This is a genomic window from Vibrio sp. 10N.247.310.23 (assembly GCF_041467155.1).
In the GTDB taxonomy this organism is placed as follows: Bacteria; Pseudomonadota; Gammaproteobacteria; order Enterobacterales; family Vibrionaceae; genus Vibrio; species Vibrio crassostreae_C.
On record NZ_JBFSTZ010000005.1, the window covers coordinates 187,089 to 208,149 of the forward strand.

A 21,061-nucleotide genomic window follows, 5' to 3' on the forward strand; every position below is an offset into this window, starting at 1 on the left:
TAAAAGCAATTTTCGCTGTATGCTAAAAGCAATTAAGGCCGCTATTCACAGCGGCCTTAATTATATTTACAAAAAAATCAGACGTTACGCAGGCTCTTGGAAGATAACCGTGTCTGCTTTTTCCGTGTACTGACCCATTTTATGGAAGTTCAGGTAACGGTATGTATCAGCAGCCGTTGCATTAATCTTCTCAGCGTACTCTAAGTACTCTTCTTTCGTTGGGATGCGACCTAGAATCGCGCCAACAGCAGAAAGCTCAGCAGAAGCCAGATAAACGTTCGCGCCATTACCTAAGCGGTTCGGGAAATTACGCGTTGACGTCGACATAACCGTCGAAGCATCAGCAACACGAGCTTGGTTACCCATACATAGTGAACAGCCAGGAGTTTCGATACGTACCCCAGCACGACCGAAGATGCCGTAGTAGCCTTCTTCTGTCAGTTGGTCTTTATCCATCTTCGTTGGCGGAGCCACCCATAGGCGAGTATTTAGCGAGCCGTTAAACTCTTCTAGCATCTTACCTGCAGCACGGAAGTGACCGATGTTCGTCATACAAGAACCGATGAACACTTCTTGAATCTCAGTACCTTGAACGTCCGAAAGAAGACGAGCATCATCTGGATCGTTTGGTGCACATAGGATTGGTTGATCGATATCAGCAAGGTCAATCTCGATAACGTGCGCGTATTCCGCATCTGAATCAGCAGACAGCAACTCAGGGTTAGCTAGCCACTCTTCCATTGCTGTAATACGACGCTCAATCGTACGAACATCACCGTAACCTTCAGCGATCATCCACTTCAGCATCACGATGTTCGAGTTCAAGTACTCAGAGATAGACTCTTCAGAAAGCTTAACGGTACAACCTGCAGCAGAACGCTCAGCAGATGCATCAGAAAGCTCAAATGCTTGCTCAACAGATAAGTGCTCAACACCTTCAATTTCTAGTACACGACCAGAGAATTCGTTGATCTTACCGGCTTTCTCTACCGTTAGTAGGCCTTGCTTGATGCCGTAAAGAGGAATGGCATGTACTAGGTCACGTAGCGTGATACCCGGTTGCATTTCACCTTTAAAGCGAACCAAGATAGATTCAGGCATATCAAGAGGCATAACGCCTGTTGCTGCAGCAAATGCTACCAAGCCAGAACCCGCAGGGAATGAAATACCTAGAGGGAAACGAGTATGCGAGTCACCACCTGTACCTACAGTATCAGGAAGAAGCATACGGTTTAGCCATGAGTGGATAACGCCATCACCCGGACGAAGTGAAACACCCGCACGATTCATGATGAAATCAGGTAGCGTATGGTGAGTGTTTACATCGACTGGTTTAGGGTATGCCGATGTGTGACAGAAAGACTGCATTACAAGGTCTGCAGAGAAACCAAGACACGCCAGATCTTTAAGCTCATCACGAGTCATAGGACCGGTCGTATCTTGAGAACCGACTGTCGTCATTTTAGGTTCACAGTACTGACCAGCACGAACACCTTCAACGCCACATGCTTTACCAACCATCTTCTGAGCTAGCGTGTAGCCTTTATCAGATGCAGATGGATCGATTGGTTTAGCAAACAGATCCGTTTCAGCTAGACCTAGAGCGTCACGAGCACGACCCGTTAGACCACGACCGATGATCAGTGGAATACGGCCACCAGCACGCACTTCATCAAGAAGTACTTTGCTTAGCTCAAAGTTTGAAATCACAGAACCGTTCTTGTGAACAACACCTTCGTACGGGTAGATATCAATGATATCGCCCATGTTCATGTCTTGTACGTTCAGTTCAATGGGTAGTGCGCCTGAATCTTCCATTGTGTTGTAGAAGATTGGTGCAATTTTACCACCAAGACAAACACCGCCAGTACGCTTGTTTGGTACGAATGGGATATCTTCACCCATGAACCAAAGTACTGAGTTTGTTGCCGATTTACGTGAAGAACCTGTACCAACAACATCACCAACGTAAGCCAGTGGAATGCCATCTTTTTGCATTTCTTCAATTTGTTTGATTGGACCAACGCTACCCTGTTCATCAGGAGTAATGCCATCACGTTCCATCTTCAGCATCGCTTTCGCGTGTACTGGGATGTCAGGACGTGACCATGCATCAGGCGCTGGAGATAGGTCATCGGTGTTCGTTTCACCAGTGACTTTAAATACTTTTACTGTGATTTTTTCTGCTACTTTATCTTTCGCTGTAAACCATTCAGCATCAGCCCAAGATTGAAGTACTTGTTGTGCAGCAGCATTGCCAGCTTTCGCTTTCTCTTCTACGTCATAGAACGCATCGAACATCAGTAGAGTATGAGATAGCGCTTTAACAGCGATTGGAGCAAGCTCAGCATCGTCTAGTAGAGATACTAGAGATTCGATGTTGTAACCGCCTTGCATGGTACCAAGCAGTTCTGCAGCTTTTGCTTTGCTTACTAGTGGCGAAGCTACTTCACCTTTAGTGATAGCCGTAAGGAAGCCAGCTTTTACGTAAGCAGCTTCATCTACACCCGGTGGAATGCGATTTTCTAGTAGGTCAAGAATGATTTCTTCTTCACCTTGAGGTGGATTCTTCAGAAGTTCAACTAGGCCAGCTACCTGCTCAGCATCTAGTGGTTTTGGAACAACTCCTTCGGCAGCACGTTCTTCGACGTGTTTACGGTAGGCTTCAAGCACGACTTTTTTCCTCTCATTGCGGTTCACTTCTTCCCTTCATAATTGTTAGTAAAATAAAGAAGTGAACATCCTTGGAAACTTGGCTCTCCATTGCCATTTTTGTCATTCAATTTGTATTGATGAGCGGCGTCATAGAGGCCAAACTGTGGGCGGTAGAATAGCAAATTTAACGTTAAATTAAAATCTTATCATTTTGACCAACATAGCAAGTTAAGACGAAAGTCCCACTATTTTTGCCTAATTACGCACTTAAATGGCGACTCTGCGCATGATTATTTGTAGGAAGTACCGACAATCAAATAGACCGAATCATAGTTATCTTCAGTTCGGCCATAAGCTAAAATGATCGGTCCTATTGGCGAATCAACACCAGCAAAAACAGAACCTGCGGTGTACATTGGTGCTTCATCAATGGTTAAATCATTGTTCGACCAAACACCACCATGTTCTATGGATGCACCTACGTAGAACGGTGATTTAAAAAGGCCGAAGTCATTTTCAAACCACTTATAACGATAAATAAGGCTGGTGTAAGCCAAGTTCTGACCAATCATACTATTCCTTGGAATACCTGACAGGTTTAAGAAGCCACCAAGCTCTTTGGGATCAATAGGGAAAATCGAATTTTTGCTCTCTACAATACCGTAATCCAGCTTTGCGACTAAAGTATGCTTCTCAATACTCTTTGCTGCCATGAAATTGGCCGAAAACTCATAAACCGTATCACTCTCAGACGTTAAATCCGATTCACCAAGAGAGCTGTCATTATCAAAATCATCATGAGAAACGAGGTACTCTAAATCGACAAAGTAACCCTTGGTCGGTAAGCTGAAATTATCCAAAGTATCCAGTCGGTAACCCATGAAGCCACCAATACGCTTGTAGCCACCACTGCCCAATGAAGGTAACGAAGAAACCTCAACATCCCCATCTGTATAACGAACACCAAATGTCAGCTCCTGCCACAAGGTTGGTTGATAGCCTAATGCCAATTCACCGACATATTCACTATACGTCATAGGGAGATAATCTTTCGTTACGTCCAGTGTCGGTTCTTCAATATCATCAATATCTGCGGGTAGGTTTCTGTTCTCTTTGCTGTAAACAACCGATGCCGAAGTAAACAGCTTTTGACTCGAAAAGAATGGCGAGTATAGTTCCGCTTCAATTCGCTTGTCCGTTCCCATCTCGATATTGGTTCTTAGCTCTGCACCATGCTTATTAATATCGGTAAAGTTGGCTGAGACACCGATCGAGTACTGACTGGTAGTAGAGAAATCATCTTCAAGAAAGAATCGAAAGTTGAGGTAGTTTGGGCCCCAAGACTTTTCGTTCACATCGACTTGAAGTTGATCTTCACCGTCAACGTTGTCAAATTCATAAGTGACCAACTCAAATCTATCCAGTGCATAGAGATCTTTCACTTTAGATTCGATTTCACTGGTTTTCAAAACCTCACCAGAATCGAGATTTAAGCGGTTTTCGATCAACTTATCTGAATAGTGGGTGTTGTTGTTGATGACAACCCTATCGACGACAGTCTTATCGCCATGTTTCAGCTGTCTGCGTGCTTTTTGTTTGTCCTCGATATAATGCTGATAATCGGCATTTGAGAGCGATAGCTTAGAAAGTTCATCAGTATGCTGCTTAGCGGCTTCATAGCCCGCGAGGAAAGCCGATGGCATTTTATCAAAGTCAGTCGTCTCCATTTGCCCAACATCAGGACGCAGGAAAACATCATCATCAGTCAGTGTTTCAGCTTGCTCTTGAGTGCTGCGTTGGACCAAATAATTCGAGAGTTGGTCAGCTGCCGCTAGAAAATTCGTGAAGTCTTCTTTGCCTTTGTAATTGGTACTGATATCCACCGCAATGACGATGTCCGCGCCCATCGCTCTAGCAACGTCGACTGGCATATTATTGGTGACACCACCATCAACCAGCATTCGGCCATCTAATTCATAAGGGGGAAGCGCTCCGGGAACTGACATACTGGCCATCATCGCATCAACAAGGTGACCATGGTCGATGACCACTTCTTCAAGCTCAATAATGTCGGTTGCGACTGAACGGTAGGGAATAGCAAGATGGTCAAAAGAGTCGAGTGGAGATAGGTTACCTGTGGTCTCACGCAGAATACGCAACATATTCTGACCTTGAACCACGCCTTTCCTAGCTTTGATTTCGCCCCAACCTAAACCGAGATCGGTGTTCAGTTGGTAACGGTCTTCATATTCTTTGTCACGCACTCGGCGATCACTACGGTTAACGCGATCACGATAGCCGCGATTCCAATCAACCGTATAAATAAAACTTTCAATCTCATCAGCACTCATCCCTGTCGCATAAAGCCCACCAACGTAAGAGCCCATGCTGGTACCGGTAATGTAATCGACCGGAATTTGCATCTCTTCTAGCGCTTTAAGTACACCAATGTGAGCCGCTCCTTTGGCTCCTCCACCAGCAAGCACAACAGCAACGGTTGGTCTTTTATGAGCTTGTCCAGCTTGCTGAGATTGTTCGACCGGTGTCACAGTAGATGCAAACAGCTGAAAACTGATCACAGTACCGACAATGCCTAAGCTGCTCACTATCCAACGAGAAATCATTATTTAAACTATCCTTGTCATTCTTTTCTTTTACGACTTTACCACTGAAAAAGCTTTTTTAGCCACTGTTTTGGTTGACTTTCACAACCCTTTTTAATGTTTCCATTCTCATCCCAAACCGGCAGTTTAACCGTACCGTCACAGTCAAACTCTAAAGCCCCTTGAGAAGTTCGAGTAAAACTTGCCGTCGTAATGCCATTCGGCCAAGGCAACAGTAACTGCTCTGGAGTTCGATGTTTCAGGTAATCGGCATAGACACGTAGCGCACCACTAGAGCCCGTGAGTTTAGTCGGCTTATTATCATCGCGCCCTAGCCAGATGGTAGTGACTTCGCGACCATCAACACCCACGAACCAACTGTCTCGGCTGTCATTACTGGTGCCCGTTTTACCGGCTAATCCTGCCCATGCAAACTGACCTTGTAGGAAACGGCCCGTGCCTTCCGACACGCCACGTTTCATTGCATAGGTTGTAAGCCAAGCGGCTTGTTGGTCAACGCTTTGTGATACACGAGGGATCGACTGATACAGAACCTCGCCATCGTTATCAACAACTGAGCGAAGCGCAGACAAAGGTGCTATACGCCCAGAATTGGTAATGGTTTGATACATCTGCGCAACTTGGAACGGAGTCAGTGAGAACGAACCCAAAAACATCGACGGCACTGGGCGAATCTCATTTTTATCGACCCCCAGTTTTCCAATCGTATCCGAGACACTATCAATGCCTAATTGCATGCCTAAACGAACAGTAGGTACGTTGTAAGACTTAGAAAGCGCCACATACAAAGGCACATCGCCACGGAACTTACGATCGAAGTTTCTCGGGCTCCACACGCTACCTTTACTGCCTTTCAAGCTCAGTGGCGTGTCTTTCAATGTTGTCGCCAACGTGTACTTCTGAGGCTGCTCTAGTGCGGTTAAGTAAATTGCAGGCTTGACCAAAGAACCAATTGGGCGACTCGCGTTCAAGGCACGGTTAAAGCCATCGTAGCCAGTACGCTTACCACCGACCATCGCCCGGATTTCACCGGTATTTCTATCCACGGCAATAGCTGCTGCTTCCAGCTTATTACCTGCGGTTTTCGATAAATCAGGCACCTTACGAGCAATCGACTTCTCTAACTTGTCTTGAGATACCGGATCCAGAGAGGTAAAGACTCGAATCCCTTTTTTCGCCTCAAATCGATCGCCGACATACTTCTTAAGCTCAATGTTTACTTGTTGGAAATAAGCGGGCTGACGGCTAGCAATGCGTGGGTTGTCTTGAATATCCAAATCACGACTCGCCGCCTCTTCGTATTGTCGCGGAGTTAAGATGTCTTGTTGCATCAATAAGCGAAGAACCAGATCGCGTCGAGTCTTAGCACGCTCAGGATAGCGAACCGGATTGTAATACGACGGTCCTTTCACCATACCCACCAGCAGTGCTAGCTGATCGATGCGCAGCTCTTGAATAGGTTGACCAAAATACAAACGAGACGCTAAACCGAAGCCATGAATCGCTTGCCCACCATTCTGTCCAAGATAAACCTCATTTAAGTAAGCCTCTAGGATACGGTCTTTGCTGTAACGATGGTCTAAGATAAGTGCAATGTAGGCTTCACGAACCTTACGCCACAATGTACGTTCACTGGACAGGAACAGGTTTTTTGCCAACTGTTGTGTCAGCGTACTACCACCTTGTACCGTTCGCCCAGCTTTGACGTTAACGACCATTGCACGAGCGATGGCCAGTGGCGACACACCATCGTGTTGATAGAAGTTTCGGTCTTCGGTTGCCAGTAAGGCATCAACCATCACTTCTGGGAACTGATTGCGTTTTAAGAACAGGCGCTGCTCATCGTTACTTTTCTCAAGCATGCCAAGCATTTTCGGTTCAACACGCAGGTAGCCCATGTCGCCTTTCTTCTCCAGCGACTGAATGCGAGTTAATTCGTTACCATTGAAGTGCAGCATCACATGACGATCCGCTTCCGGTCCATCAACAAACTCGAACGGACGACGAATCATTTCAATCTTGGTCGAAGAAGAAGAGTATTCGCCTGGGTGACGAGGCGCGTTCACCTTACGGTAATTAAGTACATCGAGCTCATTCTTAACCTGAACCAAACTGACCGGAGTTCCCGGAGACAGGTCTAGCACTCGCGCATAAACCACGGTTGGCAAATCAAACAGCTGACCTTCAAAGCGCTGTTTGACCACAGAATCAAGATAAATACCGACGAACAACAGCAATGCCGCAAGCGCTAAGCCCGCTTTCCAAGAAATGCCCCATAGGATCTTCAACCAACCTCTTTTGCCAGATTTCTTAGCCTTAGGTTTGGTCTTTTTCGCAGCCGCTCTTGGTTTTCTTGGCTTGGCTTTGGTCGCTGGTGACTTCTTTGCTGGCGCTTTTTTAGGTGGTGCCTTTTTTGGCGTTAACATTTTGGTCATCATCGATTCAACTGTCGTTTGGTTTTAGTGGTTGCTACATGGTTAGCAGGGTCATCCGGCCAAGGATGTTTTGGGTAACGGCCCTTCATCTCTTTTTGTACTTCTTTGTACGCGCCAGCCCAAAAGCCAGCTAAATCTTGAGTAATTTGTAGTGGTCGCTGTGCTGGAGAAAGGAGCTCAAGCACTACTTTTTTACGCCCTTGCGCGATCAATGGCGAGTCTTGTTCGCCAAAGACTTCCTGCATTCGCACTGAGATCACTGGTTCAGATTGATATTGATAACGAATGGCCTTCTTGCTGCCTGTTGGCATCAGATAGTGCGTTGGCAACCATTGGTCGATTTCTTGATTCAAAGGCCAACCAAGATAAGCCGACAATGCTTGCTCAATCGAAACACTAGACAGTCCTTTTGCCGACTTAATGCCATTCAGATAGGGAGATAGCCACTCATCAAGGTGTTCAATCAAACTCGCATCGTCCATCGCTGGCCAATCATGCTCAGGCATCCAAAGCTCTGCACTGCGTACACGCTCAACCAACTGCTTAGCCGAAGCTGTCCAATTTAAGCGATCCAACCCACATCGAGCGACATAATTGAGCAGCGCTTGGCTCGCCTGATTCGCATCGGGATCAGGTAAAGCTTTGGTGCTGATAATCAACTTGCCCAGAGATACACGCTGCTCAGCAACTAAACGGCCACGTTTCTCATCCCAATCGGCGTAATCGGAACGCACAAACAGTTTTGGAAATTCAGCTTCTAACTGTGCGATATCAACCGCGGTGGCTAAGAAAATCTGACTGGCTCGCCCTGTGCTGCGCATCAAATCAATCACTACGATATAGTTATTGTTCGCCAGTGGATCATCATCACGAACCTCAGCACCGTGGCCATTCGCCAAAAGGAAAGCACTGCTGGTCGCGCTTCTCACTTGTGCAATCCGGTCTGGGAAGGCAAAACAAAGCACTAATGGTAGCAATGATTCGTCAGCTTGTGACAAATCTAAGTGATGATTGAGTTTGCTCGCGAGACTTTTCGCTCGCTGCATCACAACGCTATTTTTGGAATGTTTTCTTTGCTTAAGTCGATGCAAAGAGTGTTGAATATCCGTCACATTGCGCTCCGGCTCTTCCAGCAAAGCAGCAGCAACAATCGCGACATTCAACAGAGCAGGACTACCTTGCTGCGCTTTAACCAACATGCTGGCAATACGAGGCTCTAGACCTAAACGTTGGACCTGTTTTCCTAATGCCGTAAATTGACCATTATCGTCTAACAATTCAAGAGTCTGTAAGAGTTGCTTGGCTTGCCCGATAGAAGCTTTGGGTGGAACGTCTAACCATTGCAGTTCATCAGCACTCGCAGCGCCCCATTGCGTCAATTCAGACACCAGCGAAGACAAATCAGAATGAAGAATTTCAGGTTCTGGTATAGCTGGTTGCTGCATCAGCTGCGTTTCGCTGTACAAACGAACGCACAAGCCCTCTTCAATTCGTCCCGCACGGCCCGCTCGTTGTTCAGCTGAAGATTGCGAGATTTTCACTTGCTCAAGCTTAGTAATACCGGTTTTCAGATCGAACTTCGCCACACGTTCAAGCCCAGAATCAACCACCAATCGAATACCTTCAATCGTCAAAGAAGTCTCAGCAATATTGGTCGCTAACACCACCTTTCGACGCCCTTTCTCTGATGGCGCGATCGCTTTCTGCTGTTGAGAAAAGCTGAGTTGCCCATACAGAGGACACACATCGATATCATTGGCGAATTGTTCTAGTTGAGATTCCACCTGCTTAATCGCAGAAACGCCCGGCAAAAAGGCCAGAAGTGAGCCTGACTCTTTCTCCATCAGAGAGCGAATCACGTTAGCCATTTTAGGGGCTAGATATTCATTTGCGTTAAGAGGCTGATAACGGAAATCGACCGGAAAGGTGCGACCTTGTGATTCAACGTATTTGGCATTCGGCAGCAAAGTTTGCAGAGCTTGTTGATCTAAAGTTGCCGACATCACTACCACTTTCAGATCGTCACGCAACGCCTCTTGGATCTCTAAGCTAAACGCCAATGCGGTATCGGCGTGAATACTGCGCTCGTGAAATTCATCAAAGATCACCATATCAACCCCAGTTAATTCAGGGTCGGTTTGGATCATTCTTGTCATGATCCCTTCAGTAACAATCTCTAAGCGAGTCGCACTGCTGCTTTTAGATTCACCACGAACTCTAAAGCCAATGCTCTCTCCCACCTTTTCTCCCAATTGGCTCGCTAAGTAAGTAGCAATATTCCTTGCAGCCAAACGCCTCGGTTCAAGCATGATGATTTTGCCTTGAACGGCGTTGGTCTTAACTAACTGTAAAGGGAGGAATGTTGACTTACCCGCACCGGGAGCGGCCTTTAGAATAAGTTGAGTGTGTGTTTCTACGCCAGCGAGCAGATCTGGCATCACAGCTTCTATGGGCAGTTGTGGCAATGGGAGAACCTTGTGGTGTAATGTTGGCAACATTGTACATAAAAACCTACCTGTCTAAATAAGTAATATGCACTTCAATCCTCCATTAGAGCCAGCGACTCTTATTAAACGCTATAAACGCTTTCTCACTGACATCCAACTTCCAGACGGTAGCGAGCGCACTATCCACTGCGCTAACACTGGAGCGATGACAGGATGTGCGACTCCTGGCAATACGGTGTGGTACTCAACCTCCGATAATGCAAAGAGAAAGTACCCAAACAGCTGGGAGATCTCAGAAACAGACAAAGGTCATCGTATTTGTGTAAATACTGCGCGGGCAAACCAGCTAGCAGTGGAAGCAATTGAAAATGGGACTATAGTTGAACTCTTAGGTTATAACGCGTTACGAACCGAAGTGAAATATGGCAGTGAGAATAGTCGCATTGATATTCTGCTTGAAGATAACGAAAAGCCGCCTTGCTATATCGAAGTGAAAAGCGTCACTTTGCTCGACGAGCAAGAAACGTCAACTAAAGGGCAAGGTTTTTTCCCTGATGCGGTCACAACCAGAGGCCAAAAACATCTGCGTGAACTCACAGAAATGGTCGAATCTGGAAATAGAGCCGTACTTTTATTCACTGTTTTACATTCAGGTATTGAAAAAGTGTCTGCGGCACACCATATAGACGCCAAATATTCGTTATTACTAAAACAAGCACAAGACGCTGGAGTTGAAGTGCTTTGCTATAAAGCAGAGCTCAGCAGTACTCAAATACAACTAAAACAAGCTGTTGAATTTATCAATAGCTAAGCAAAGATGCTGAACTAATCACATTGATTGCAAGTTTGAATAAGAGTATTTGCCACCATTCGTTCTTTCTGCTATAGATACCCGCCTTAAAATTAGCTGCTTTGCAGTTGACTAGGTGTAAATAGGAGATGCTGTATGCCAGAATCTAAGAAAAAAGCGCTAGGCATCCTAGCCATCGCAGGTGTTGAACCGTACCAAGAGAAGCCAGGTGAAGAGTACATGTCACTTGAGCAAACGGAACATTTTACAAAAATTTTAGCAGCTTGGCGCAACCAGCTCAGGGAAGAAGTTGATCGTACTGTGCACCACATGCAGGACGAAGCAGCGAATTTCCCAGACCCAGTTGACCGTGCTTCTCAAGAAGAAGAATTCAGCTTAGAGTTACGTAACCGTGACCGTGAGCGTCGTCTTATCAAAAAAATTGAGAAGACATTAGACAAGATCGAAGAAGACGATTTCGGCTTCTGTGATTCTTGCGGTATCGAGATTGGCATTCGTCGCCTTGAAGCTCGTCCAACTGCTGATCTTTGTATTGACTGTAAAACACTTGCAGAGATCAAAGAAAAACAGATGCAAGGTTAATTCTTGCAGATGTAAAGAAAGGGAGCCTTGGCTCCCTTTTTTGTTTGTTATCCAAGCGAAGTATTTCACACGCTTGATAGTAAATAGCAGCTTTAAGCCTTAGTTCTAGGCATTAAAGCTCTTGTCAAACGTCTTGAGAATCGGCTACTGCGGTACCATTTAGATTAGGTTGTTCACTCATGAATTATATCGGGCGCTTTGCACCATCACCGTCAGGTCCTCTTCATTTTGGCTCACTTGTTGCTGCTCTTGGTAGCTACTTTCAAGCGAAATCTAACCAAGGAAAATGGTTAGTTCGTATGGAAGACCTCGACCCACCAAGAGAAATGGCCGGCGCTGCAGACCTCATTCTTAAGACGCTTGAGGCTTACCATCTATTTTGGGATGGTGAAGTCGTCTATCAAAGCCAACGTCATGACTTGTATCAAGCTCAAATCGATCAATGGGTTGCTGACAATCAAGCCTACTACTGCCAATGCACCCGCAAGCAGATAAAGGCTTTGGGCGGCTTTTACAATGGTCACTGTCGAGATGTAGGCCTAATCGATTCAGGTGAACAGGCGGTGCGCTTGTGCATGGACTTTCCAGTGGAGTCCTTTGATGATGTTCGCCACGGCACCATTCAAATCCCTAAAGCACTAGCTGAAGAAGATTTTATTATTAAACGCAGAGATGGATTGTTTGCCTATAACTTGGCCGTTGTTCTTGATGACATCGACCAAGGAGTAACAGAAGTCGTAAGAGGCGCAGACCTGATAGAACCAACAGGTCGACAAATCAGTTTGTATAATACGCTCAAGCAAAAAACAGTGAGCTACTTGCACTTACCATTGGCAACCGATGGCTTGGGGAATAAACTGTCAAAACAGAACCATGCCACCGCGATAGATCTAGACAACCCAAAACCAACGTTACTCAACGCGATGCGATTCTTAGGTTTTGATATCCCGACGGCCCTTTATGAGGCTTCAATGGATGAGATTTTATTGTGGGGCTGCCAACAATGGAACGTCAGTCAGTTACCTGATAGTTTACAAAAAGAGCACTGTAATTAGCTCGAAACTCACGGCAAATAGCAAAAACGACACATAAAAATGCCATAACCAACCACTGTGGTTAAGCAGACGATGTTCTCAAATGGCTCGCGCTAAGCTATTATTAGCCGCAATTAAACTCTGCACTACCACTTTGGACTAAGAGAAAAACAAAGTTGGCGATACCTACTTTGTTCTAAACTAATGAATACAAACGACAATACCCCAAGCGAACAACGCGGATTCCACGAATTAGCTCTGAATATTTATACTCGTCAAGAGCACAATATTTCACGCAAGCAGATCAGCGACAACGCACTAAAAGTGCTATATCGCCTGAATGGTGCGGGTTTTGACGCATTTCTAGTCGGTGGTGGTGTGCGCGATATCTTATTAGGCTCTCAGCCAAAAGATTTTGATATTGCGACCAACGCAACGCCAGAGCAAATCAAACACCTCTTCAGAAACTGTCGTCTTATCGGTCGCCGTTTCCGCTTGGCACATATCATGTTTGGTCGCGACATCATTGAAGTGGCAACTTTCCGTGGTCACCACCAAGAACCATCGAAGAACGTTTCTGCACAATCGAAAGAAGGCATGCTACTTCGCGATAACGTGTACGGCAGTGTTGATGAAGATGCAGAGCGTCGTGATTTCACAATCAACGCGATGTACTACAACATTGCAGACTACAGCATCCACGATTACGCGGGTGGTGTAGAAGATTTAGAAGATAAACTGATCCGCCTGATTGGCGATCCAGAAACGCGTTACCGCGAAGACCCAGTACGTATGCTACGTGCAATGCGCTTCGCCGCTAAACTGGATTTCGACATCGAAGAAGACACGGCTGACCCGATTGAAGAGTTAGCTCACCTTCTAAGAGATATCCCAGCAGCGCGCCTTTACGAAGAGTCTCTGAAATTACTGCAATCAGGTCACGGTTTAGAAACCTACCACCTGATGCGCGAGTACAATCTATTCCAACAGATGTTCCCAGCGGTAGCTGAGCACTTCACCGAAGATTATGACTCTCACACAGAGCAGATGCTTGATTTGGTTCTCGATTCAACCGACCTTCGCATCGAAGATGGTAAGCGAGTAAACCCAGCATTCATGTTCGCAGCGATGCTTTGGTACCCAATGAACAAGCTGGCAGACAAACTTGTCGCTGAACAGGGTATGGCACACTACGATGCGATCATGGAAGCGAGTAACATCATTCTAGATCAGCAAGTAAAGTCTATCGCGATTCCTCGTCGTCACACAGCAACCATTCGCGAAGTTTGGCAACTGCAACTTCGACTGCCTCGTCGCAACGGTAAACGCGCTGTTCGTCTAATGGAATTAAACAAATTCCGTGCAGGCTACGATTTCCTAGAAATGCGTGGTGAGATTGAAGGTGGCGAAACCAAAGAGTTAGCAAAATGGTGGGAGCGTTATCAGACTGCAGGTCGTAACATGCGTCAAGCAATGGCTAACGACGTTGCAGCACCATCAAAGTCAGGCCATCGTCGCCGTAAGACTTACCGAAACAAAAAGAGTAAGCAATCAGAATGATAACTGCTTACATTGCGGTCGGCAGCAACCTTGCCGACCCAGTTAGCCAAGCAAATTTGGCTATCGAAACGCTAAAAAGCCTACCGCGATCAACGTTTATTGCGACCTCTCAGCTATATAGTAGCACTCCAATGGGACCGCAAAATCAACCAGACTACATCAACGCGGTAGTCGCTATCCAAACCGAATTAACGCCAATTGAACTGCTTGATTGCACTCAAAAGATCGAACTAGAGCAAGGGCGCGTCCGTAAAGACGAACGTTGGGGACCAAGAACCTTGGATCTCGACATTGTGCTATACGGCAATGAGGTGATCGATTCAGAGCGCTTAATCGTTCCTCATTATGGAATGAAAGAACGAGAGTTTGTACTCTACCCGCTTGCTGAAATCGCACCAAGTTTACAACTCCCTGATGGGACTGAGCTGACAGAACTACTGAAAATAGTAGATAAGAACGGGCTCAATGTTTGGCAACAATAGCCAAGCGCATTAAGGAAAACCAATGAAAAAAGTAACCATTAACGACCTGATCAAATGCAAACGTGAAGGCCGTAAATTTGCGACTTCGACAGCTTATGATGCGAGCTTTGCTCAATTATTCGAAAGCCAAGAAATGCCAGTTCTGCTTGTCGGTGATTCACTGGGTATGGTTTTACAAGGCCATAACGATACATTACCAGTAACCGTTGAAGACATTGCTTACCATACTCGCTCAGTGCGTGCTGGTAGCCCAAATTGTCTTCTTATGGCTGACATGCCTTTCATGAGCTACGCGACGCCAGAACAAGCTTGTGAGAGCGCAGCGACTTTGATGCGTGCTGGTGCGAACATGGTAAAAATCGAAGGCGGAAGCTGGTTGGTTGATACTGTGAAGATGCTAACAGAACGTGCAGTACCAGTATGTGCACACTTAGGCTTGACGCCCCAGTCTGTGAACATTTTTGGTGGTTACAAGATTCAAGGTCGTGACGACGAGCAAGCCGACAAAATGGTTGCTGACGCGTTAGCACTGCAAAACGCAGGCGCTCAAATCGTTCTACTTGAATGTGTGCCAGCTTCATTGGCAAAACGAATTACAGAAGCTTGTGACGTACCGGTTATCGGTATCGGCGCAGGTAATGTTACCGATGGTCAGATCTTGGTTATGCATGACATGTTCGGTATTTCTGCGAACTACATGCCGAAGTTCTCTAAGAACTTCCTAGCAGAAACAGGTGATATGCGTAAGGCAGTAGCTCTATACAAAGAAGAAGTAGAGAGCGCGCGCTTCCCTGATGAAGCTCATACAATCGCTTAGGAGTAAGTATGCAAACTTTTGCTGAAATAGCGGCTCTTCGTGAGCAGATTAAACAGTTTAAGCGTGATGGACGTACGGTTGCTTTTGTACCGACAATGGGAAACCTGCATGAAGGCCACCTGACTCTGGTAAAGAAAGCTCGTGAACTGGCCGACATCGTTGTGGTAAGCATCTTTGTAAACCCAATGCAGTTTGACCGTGCAGACGACCTAAACAACTACCCTCGAACGTTAGAAGCAGATTTAAGCAAACTAACAGGTGAAGGGGTTGAGCTAGTATTTACACCAACGCCAGAGGTGATGTACCCAGATGGATTAGACAAGCAGACGTTTGTTGAGGTCCCTGGCATATCTCACATGCTTGAAGGTGCCTCTCGTCCAGGTCACTTCCGTGGTGTATCAACCATTGTCACTAAACTGTTTAATATCGTTCAGCCAGACTTTGCATGCTTCGGCGAGAAAGACTTTCAGCAACTTGCTGTTATTCGCCAGATGACCACTGATTTAGCATTAGACATTGAAGTTGTCGGCGTTGCGACCGTTCGTGAAATGGATGGTTTGGCAATGAGCTCTCGCAATAGCAACCTAACGATTGACGAGCGCCAACGAGCGCCCGTTTTAGCGCGTACTATGCGCTGGATCAGCAGCGCTATTCGTGGTGGTCGCGATGATTACGCATCAGTGATTGAAGATGCTACTGACCAGCTACGCGCTGCAGATCTTCAACCTGACGAAATCTTCATTTGTGATGCTAAAACTCTGCAAGCGATCACTTCAGAATCAACTCAAGCAGTGATTCTAATGTCGGCTTTCCTAGGTAAGACGCGTCTTATCGATAACCAAGTTCTCGATTTGGTAACGGAAACCAAAGAAGAAGTGAAAGAAGAAACGACTGAATAGTCGGCTTCTGCTCTTAACGCAAAACAAAAAAAAGGTCGATGTTATATCGACCTTTTTCTTTACCTGTTACTTAGATGAACCAAAGGTTAGCTACGTAAGCCAATACCCTTTGTCACTAGGTAGTGTGCAATGCCATACAACAGCACGATAAACACACCTAGTACGCCAAACGACGTCACGATCCCCACATCAGACACACCCAAGAAGCCATATCTGAACGCGTTAACCATGTACACGATAGGGTTCAACTTCGATACACCTTGCCAGAATTCAGGCAATAGACTGATCGAGTAGAACACACCACCAAGGTACGTCAGCGGCGTTAAGATAAAGGTTGGGATAATAGAGATATCATCAAACGTGCGTGCGAATACCGCGTTAATCAAGCCACCCAAAGCGAATACTACCGACGTTAAAAATACCGTCGCAATGATCACGCCCCAATGGTCAACTTGTAAGTCGACAAAGAACAACGACACGAAGGTTACTATGGTACCCACTAACAATCCACGAACCACACCACCCATTACGAAGCCGGCGATAATCACGTAGTTAGGAACAGGCGCTACAAGCAGCTCTTCAATGTTCTTCTGGAACTTGGCACTAAAGAACGATGAAGCAACGTTGGAATATGAGTTGGTGATCACCGACATCATGATCAGACCGGGAACAATGTATTCCATGTAGCTAAAGCCGTTCATTTCACCAATACGCGCACCAATCAGGTTACCGAAGATGATGAAGTAAAGCGTCATGGTAATCGCTGGCGGCACCAGAGTCTGCACCCATATACGAGTAAAGCGATTGATCTCTTTGGTCAACAAACTGCAGAAAGCGGTCCAATATAGGCTGTACATATTATTTACTCCCCTCACGGACGATACTCACAAATAGCTCTTCTAGACGGTTTGCTTTGTTACGCATAGAGAGGACTTTAACCTGTTGCTCGCTCAATTGAGCAAAGATGGTATTCAAACCTAGGTTCTTGTCGATTTCGATTTCTAGCGAGCCATTGACCATCACTTGGCTATTCACGCCTTCAAGCTTAGGTTCAGTCGTGCCCTCTTCCAGATCCAGAATAAAGGTCTCAGCACTCAATTTGCCCAACAGCGCTTTCATTGTTGTGTTCTCAATCAGCTCACCGCGATTGATGATACCAATGTTGCGACACAGCATTTCTGCTTCTTCTAGGTAGTGCGTGGTCAAGATAATGGTAATGCCCTGCTTCTCATTGATCTCTTTTAGGAATTCCCACATTGAACGACGTAGTTCAATATCAACGCCTGCTGTCGGTTCATCAAGGATCAACAAATGAGGTTCATGCATCAATGCACGCGCGATCATCAAACGACGCTTCATACCACCAGACAAGTTACGCGCGCGTTCGCCACGCTTTTCCCACAGATCGAGTTGAGATAGGTACTTTTTCGCTCGCTCTTTCGCTAATGCTTTTGGCACGCCGTAATAACCCGCTTGTTGCAGCACGATCTGTTCAACGGTTTCAAACGGGTTAAAGTTAAACTCTTGAGGCACAAGGCCTAAGTTCTGCTTCGCCAATTCCAGATCGGTATCAATGTCGTAGCCGAACACTTTAACCTTGCCTGACGTTTTATTTACCAGTGAAGAGATAACACCAATGGTGGTTGATTTACCCGCACCATTGGGACCAAGTAGTGCGTAAAAGTCGCCTTTTTCTACTTGTAAACTAACGCCCTTAAGAGCCTCGAAGCCCCCAGCATAAGTTTTTCTTAATTGCTCAATTTCTAATGCATACATAGAGATAGACTGCCATTTGCTATAGATAAGATGTAGACGACCGAGCTTGAGGAAGAGAGTAATGCTTAAAACGAGCTAGCAGAAAACTAACCCAAACTTGTTAACTCGGCCATTTTGCAAACAAGTTTATCGTTGATTGACGATTAATACAAATATCGTGTGAGAGTTTCTTTCGAAAACAAATAAGCGTCTTGGCTACGTGAAGACTAAATCAACGTTCAATAAATATAAAAATGCCGCTAAGTGATTCACTTAACGGCATTAATGATCAGTCTTGACGTGAGCGTCTATAGCTTATTCATATCAGGTCATTCATATCAGCTTATTACTGAAAAATTAAACTGACTCAAATTGATGCTCATCTCTGTCGACATAGCTTGTTGCTGCCGTCAGGGCTTCATATCTGAATCGATAAGTGTTGGATTCAGGTACTAGGTCAATCACGTGGAACTTCTCTAGTTGTTGACGAGTATTCTCATTAGGACACAGCAGATACACCTCACACTGCGCATCCAATGCATCTTTAATCGCATTCTCTAGCGCTAGGCCAACAGTGACATCAATCATAGGTACATCTGTCAGGTCTAGAATCATCGCTTCATAGTCAGAGATACTTGAGTGCTGACGTGAAATCGCCTTTGAAACGCTGAATATCATCGGCCCTGATAGGTAGAAGAATAGCACCTTACCATTGGCACTATCGAGTAACTGACGTTCGCTATCAGTCAATGGGATATCGTCTTCATCATCACCATCACTGATCGCCTTAACTTGTCTGGCTTGCTCTCGGCTTAATCTTTCAATAATCAGAATATTCGAGATAAACACACCCAGTCCAACGGCAATAATCAAGTCAACAAACACAGTCAATAGCATCACGCCGTACATCACGCCCATGCCGGCATAGCTAACCTTGTGCGCGCGCTGGATAAAGCTCCAATCTAGGATATTGAAACCAACATACATCGCGATACCAGCCAGCACTGCCATAGGAATCGGTTCTGTTAAACCACCTGCAACCAATACCACGAGCGCAAGTACTAAAGCTCGAATAACACCTGAAAGCGGAGAACGCGCTCCCACCTGAATATTGGTTACAGTCCCCATAGTGGCACCCGCGCCAGGTAGTGCACCAAACAGACCAGAGATCATATTGGCAATGCCTTGGCCACGAAGCTCTTTGTCTGAGTCATGCTCTTTACGAGTCAATGAATCTCCGATAACCGCGGTCAAAAGCGTATCAATACAACCTAATGTACCAAGCACCAAGGCATCGATAACCATAGTAGTAAACTGTTCAGCGCTGATCGTAGGGATAACGAGGGAAGGTAAACCAGCTGGGATTTCACCAATACGGCGAATAGAGTCGGTATCAAAAATAATGACGGACAAGAGCGTTACAGCCACTAACGCGACCAGTTGAGCAGGCACATACTTACGATACTTAGCGGGGAAGCCAAAAAGAATACCGAGTGTCAGAGCACCTAGAAATAGCTCACTCACTTTTAAGTTTGCTAGCGTATCAGGTAAAGCAGAGAGCGTGCCCATTACACCACCGGATGGAGCGGCATGCCCTAACAATGGAGACAGCTGCAAGATAATCAGAATAACGCCAATGCCCGACATGAATCCGGAGATCACGCTATATGGCATCAAAGTGACGTATTTTCCTAGCTTTAACGTACCAAGTAATATCTGGAATGCACCGGCCATCATCACGACAGTAAAGGTCATTGCCATACCCGTTTCAGGATATTTAGCAACCATACTCGTCATTACGGCAGTCATGATCACCGTCATCGGGCCGGTAGGTTCAGAAATCAAACTACTCGAACCGCCAAACAATGCTGCAAATAGGCCAACCATAATGGCGCCCCACAAGCCAGCTTCAGCTCCCGCGCCAGAAGCAACACCAAATGCCAATGCTAAAGGTAACGAGATGATGGCTGTAGTTACACCGCCAAACATATCCCCTTTGAGATTGATATCCGTAAAACGACTTCCAAACAAAACACACCTTCCTGATGATGAAATGACAAACCTTATCACTTTAGCAAATGTATCAAGTGTTCAGAAAGTGTTAATTCAATCACATTATTCATGTCTTATAACCGGATTATTGATAGTGGGCTAAGTTTATGATTTTCCGTACTAGAACACGTCAGATGAGTACATTTTGACGCAGTTTTTACGAGATTGAATTTGTAACATTGTGTATAGTTAAGCATCTTAATTGAGGGATGTAAGAAGCAAGATGCCAGAAATAAAACAGCTTTTTGAGAACAATTCCAAATGGTCTGAAGAAATTCGCTCTGAAAGACCTGAGTATTTTACAACGCTTGAAGAGGGTCAAAGCCCTGGTTTTCTATGGATAGGTTGTTCAGATAGCCGAGTTCCAGCCGAGCGCCTGACTGGCTTATATTCTGGAGAACTGTTTGTTCACCGAAACGTGGCCAACCAAGTGGTTCATACAGACCTAAACTGTCTATCTGTTGTTCAGTACGCAGTAGATGTGCTTAAAGTGAAACACATTATTGTCTGTGGTCACTACGGTTGTGGCGGTGTTAACGCGGCGATTGATAACCCTAAACTTGGTCTTATCAACAACTGGTTACTGCACATCCGTGACAATTACCTAAAATACCGCAAGCAAATCGAGGGGCTTCCTCGTGAGCAATGGGGTGACAAGTTATGCGAAATTAACGTCGCAGAACAGGTTTATAACCTAGGTAACTCAACCATTATGCAAAATGCGTGGGAGCGTGGCCAAGACGTTGAAATCCATGGTGTGGTTTATGGTATTGGCGATGGCAAGCTACAGGACCTTGGCGTACGTTGCTCAAGTAACGATACTTTAGAGAACAGTCACTTAGATGCATTAAACAAGATCTTAACGACGCCTCTTCTTAGTCAACAAAGCTAACCCATTCCGTCATATA

15 protein-coding genes are annotated in these 21,061 nt (G+C 45.6%); 8 read left to right on the forward strand and 7 right to left on the reverse strand.

Annotated elements, in window-relative coordinates:
• Window positions 1-84: 84 nt before the first annotated feature.
• The 4 genes from acnB to hrpB all read right to left on the reverse strand — a co-directional run bounded on the left by acnB (window position 85) and on the right by hrpB (window position 10,212).
• Window positions 85-2,673 (reverse strand): bifunctional aconitate hydratase 2/2-methylisocitrate dehydratase, encoded by a 2,589-nt coding sequence (gene acnB, locus AB6D93_RS05770; protein WP_017059425.1) that lies wholly within the window; start codon window positions 2,671-2,673, stop codon window positions 85-87.
• A gap of 272 nt (window positions 2,674-2,945) precedes the next feature.
• On the reverse strand, window positions 2,946-5,279 hold the full coding sequence (locus AB6D93_RS05775) for a patatin-like phospholipase family protein (RefSeq protein WP_102331932.1): 2,334 nt from the start codon (window positions 5,277-5,279) through the stop codon (window positions 2,946-2,948).
• A 38-nt stretch (window positions 5,280-5,317) separates the two neighbouring features.
• Entirely contained in the window at window positions 5,318-7,717 is a 2,400-nt protein-coding gene (gene mrcB / locus AB6D93_RS05780) for a penicillin-binding protein 1B (RefSeq protein ID WP_102331931.1), read from the reverse strand.
• Window positions 7,714-10,212, reverse strand: coding sequence for an ATP-dependent helicase HrpB (gene hrpB, locus AB6D93_RS05785; RefSeq protein WP_102331930.1), 2,499 nt, complete (start codon window positions 10,210-10,212; stop codon window positions 7,714-7,716). The genes mrcB and hrpB overlap by 4 nt, the downstream gene beginning before the upstream one ends.
• 34 nt (window positions 10,213-10,246) lie before the next feature.
• Between hrpB and sfsA the strand changes: the two genes are divergently transcribed.
• From sfsA to panC, 7 genes are all read left to right on the forward strand, one after another.
• The gene (gene sfsA / locus AB6D93_RS05790; RefSeq protein WP_017066814.1) at window positions 10,247-10,972 is read left to right on the forward strand and encodes a DNA/RNA nuclease SfsA; all 726 of its coding nucleotides are present in this window, start codon (window positions 10,247-10,249) and stop codon (window positions 10,970-10,972) included.
• A 135-nt stretch (window positions 10,973-11,107) separates the two neighbouring features.
• On the forward strand, window positions 11,108-11,554 hold the full coding sequence (gene dksA / locus AB6D93_RS05795; protein WP_017059430.1) for an RNA polymerase-binding protein DksA: 447 nt from the start codon (window positions 11,108-11,110) through the stop codon (window positions 11,552-11,554).
• A 179-nt stretch (window positions 11,555-11,733) separates the two neighbouring features.
• Window positions 11,734-12,609: a tRNA glutamyl-Q(34) synthetase GluQRS gene (gluQRS, locus tag AB6D93_RS05800; protein WP_102331929.1), complete on the forward strand. Its 876-nt coding sequence runs from the start codon at window positions 11,734-11,736 to the stop codon at window positions 12,607-12,609.
• A 183-nt stretch (window positions 12,610-12,792) separates the two neighbouring features.
• Window positions 12,793-14,148, forward strand: a complete 1,356-nt coding sequence (pcnB, locus tag AB6D93_RS05805; RefSeq protein ID WP_017059432.1) for a polynucleotide adenylyltransferase PcnB — start codon at window positions 12,793-12,795, stop codon at window positions 14,146-14,148.
• On the forward strand, window positions 14,145-14,630 hold the full coding sequence (gene folK / locus AB6D93_RS05810) for a 2-amino-4-hydroxy-6-hydroxymethyldihydropteridine diphosphokinase (RefSeq protein ID WP_004735459.1): 486 nt from the start codon (window positions 14,145-14,147) through the stop codon (window positions 14,628-14,630). Before pcnB ends, folK begins: the two co-directional genes overlap by 4 nt.
• A gap of 22 nt (window positions 14,631-14,652) precedes the next feature.
• Entirely contained in the window at window positions 14,653-15,447 is a 795-nt protein-coding gene (panB, locus tag AB6D93_RS05815) for a 3-methyl-2-oxobutanoate hydroxymethyltransferase (RefSeq protein ID WP_017059433.1), read from the forward strand.
• Between the two features lie 8 nt (window positions 15,448-15,455).
• Window positions 15,456-16,346: a pantoate--beta-alanine ligase gene (gene panC, locus AB6D93_RS05820; RefSeq protein WP_017059434.1), complete on the forward strand. Its 891-nt coding sequence runs from the start codon at window positions 15,456-15,458 to the stop codon at window positions 16,344-16,346.
• Between the two features lie 86 nt (window positions 16,347-16,432).
• Here panC and AB6D93_RS05825 read toward each other — a convergent pair whose 3' ends face one another.
• The 3 genes from AB6D93_RS05825 to AB6D93_RS05835 form a co-directional block, all read right to left on the reverse strand.
• The gene (locus tag AB6D93_RS05825; protein WP_010435987.1) at window positions 16,433-17,203 is read right to left on the reverse strand and encodes an ABC transporter permease; all 771 of its coding nucleotides are present in this window, start codon (window positions 17,201-17,203) and stop codon (window positions 16,433-16,435) included.
• 1 nt (window position 17,204) lies between these two features.
• Window positions 17,205-18,122, reverse strand: coding sequence for an ABC transporter ATP-binding protein (locus AB6D93_RS05830; protein WP_017059435.1), 918 nt, complete (start codon window positions 18,120-18,122; stop codon window positions 17,205-17,207).
• A gap of 336 nt (window positions 18,123-18,458) precedes the next feature.
• Window positions 18,459-20,090: a SulP family inorganic anion transporter gene (locus AB6D93_RS05835; RefSeq protein ID WP_017063247.1), complete on the reverse strand. Its 1,632-nt coding sequence runs from the start codon at window positions 20,088-20,090 to the stop codon at window positions 18,459-18,461.
• A 286-nt stretch (window positions 20,091-20,376) separates the two neighbouring features.
• Here AB6D93_RS05835 and can point away from each other — a divergent pair, with 286 nt between their 5' ends.
• On the forward strand, window positions 20,377-21,045 hold the full coding sequence (can, locus tag AB6D93_RS05840) for a carbonate dehydratase (protein ID WP_017063246.1): 669 nt from the start codon (window positions 20,377-20,379) through the stop codon (window positions 21,043-21,045).
• Window positions 21,046-21,061: the final 16 nt, after the last annotated feature.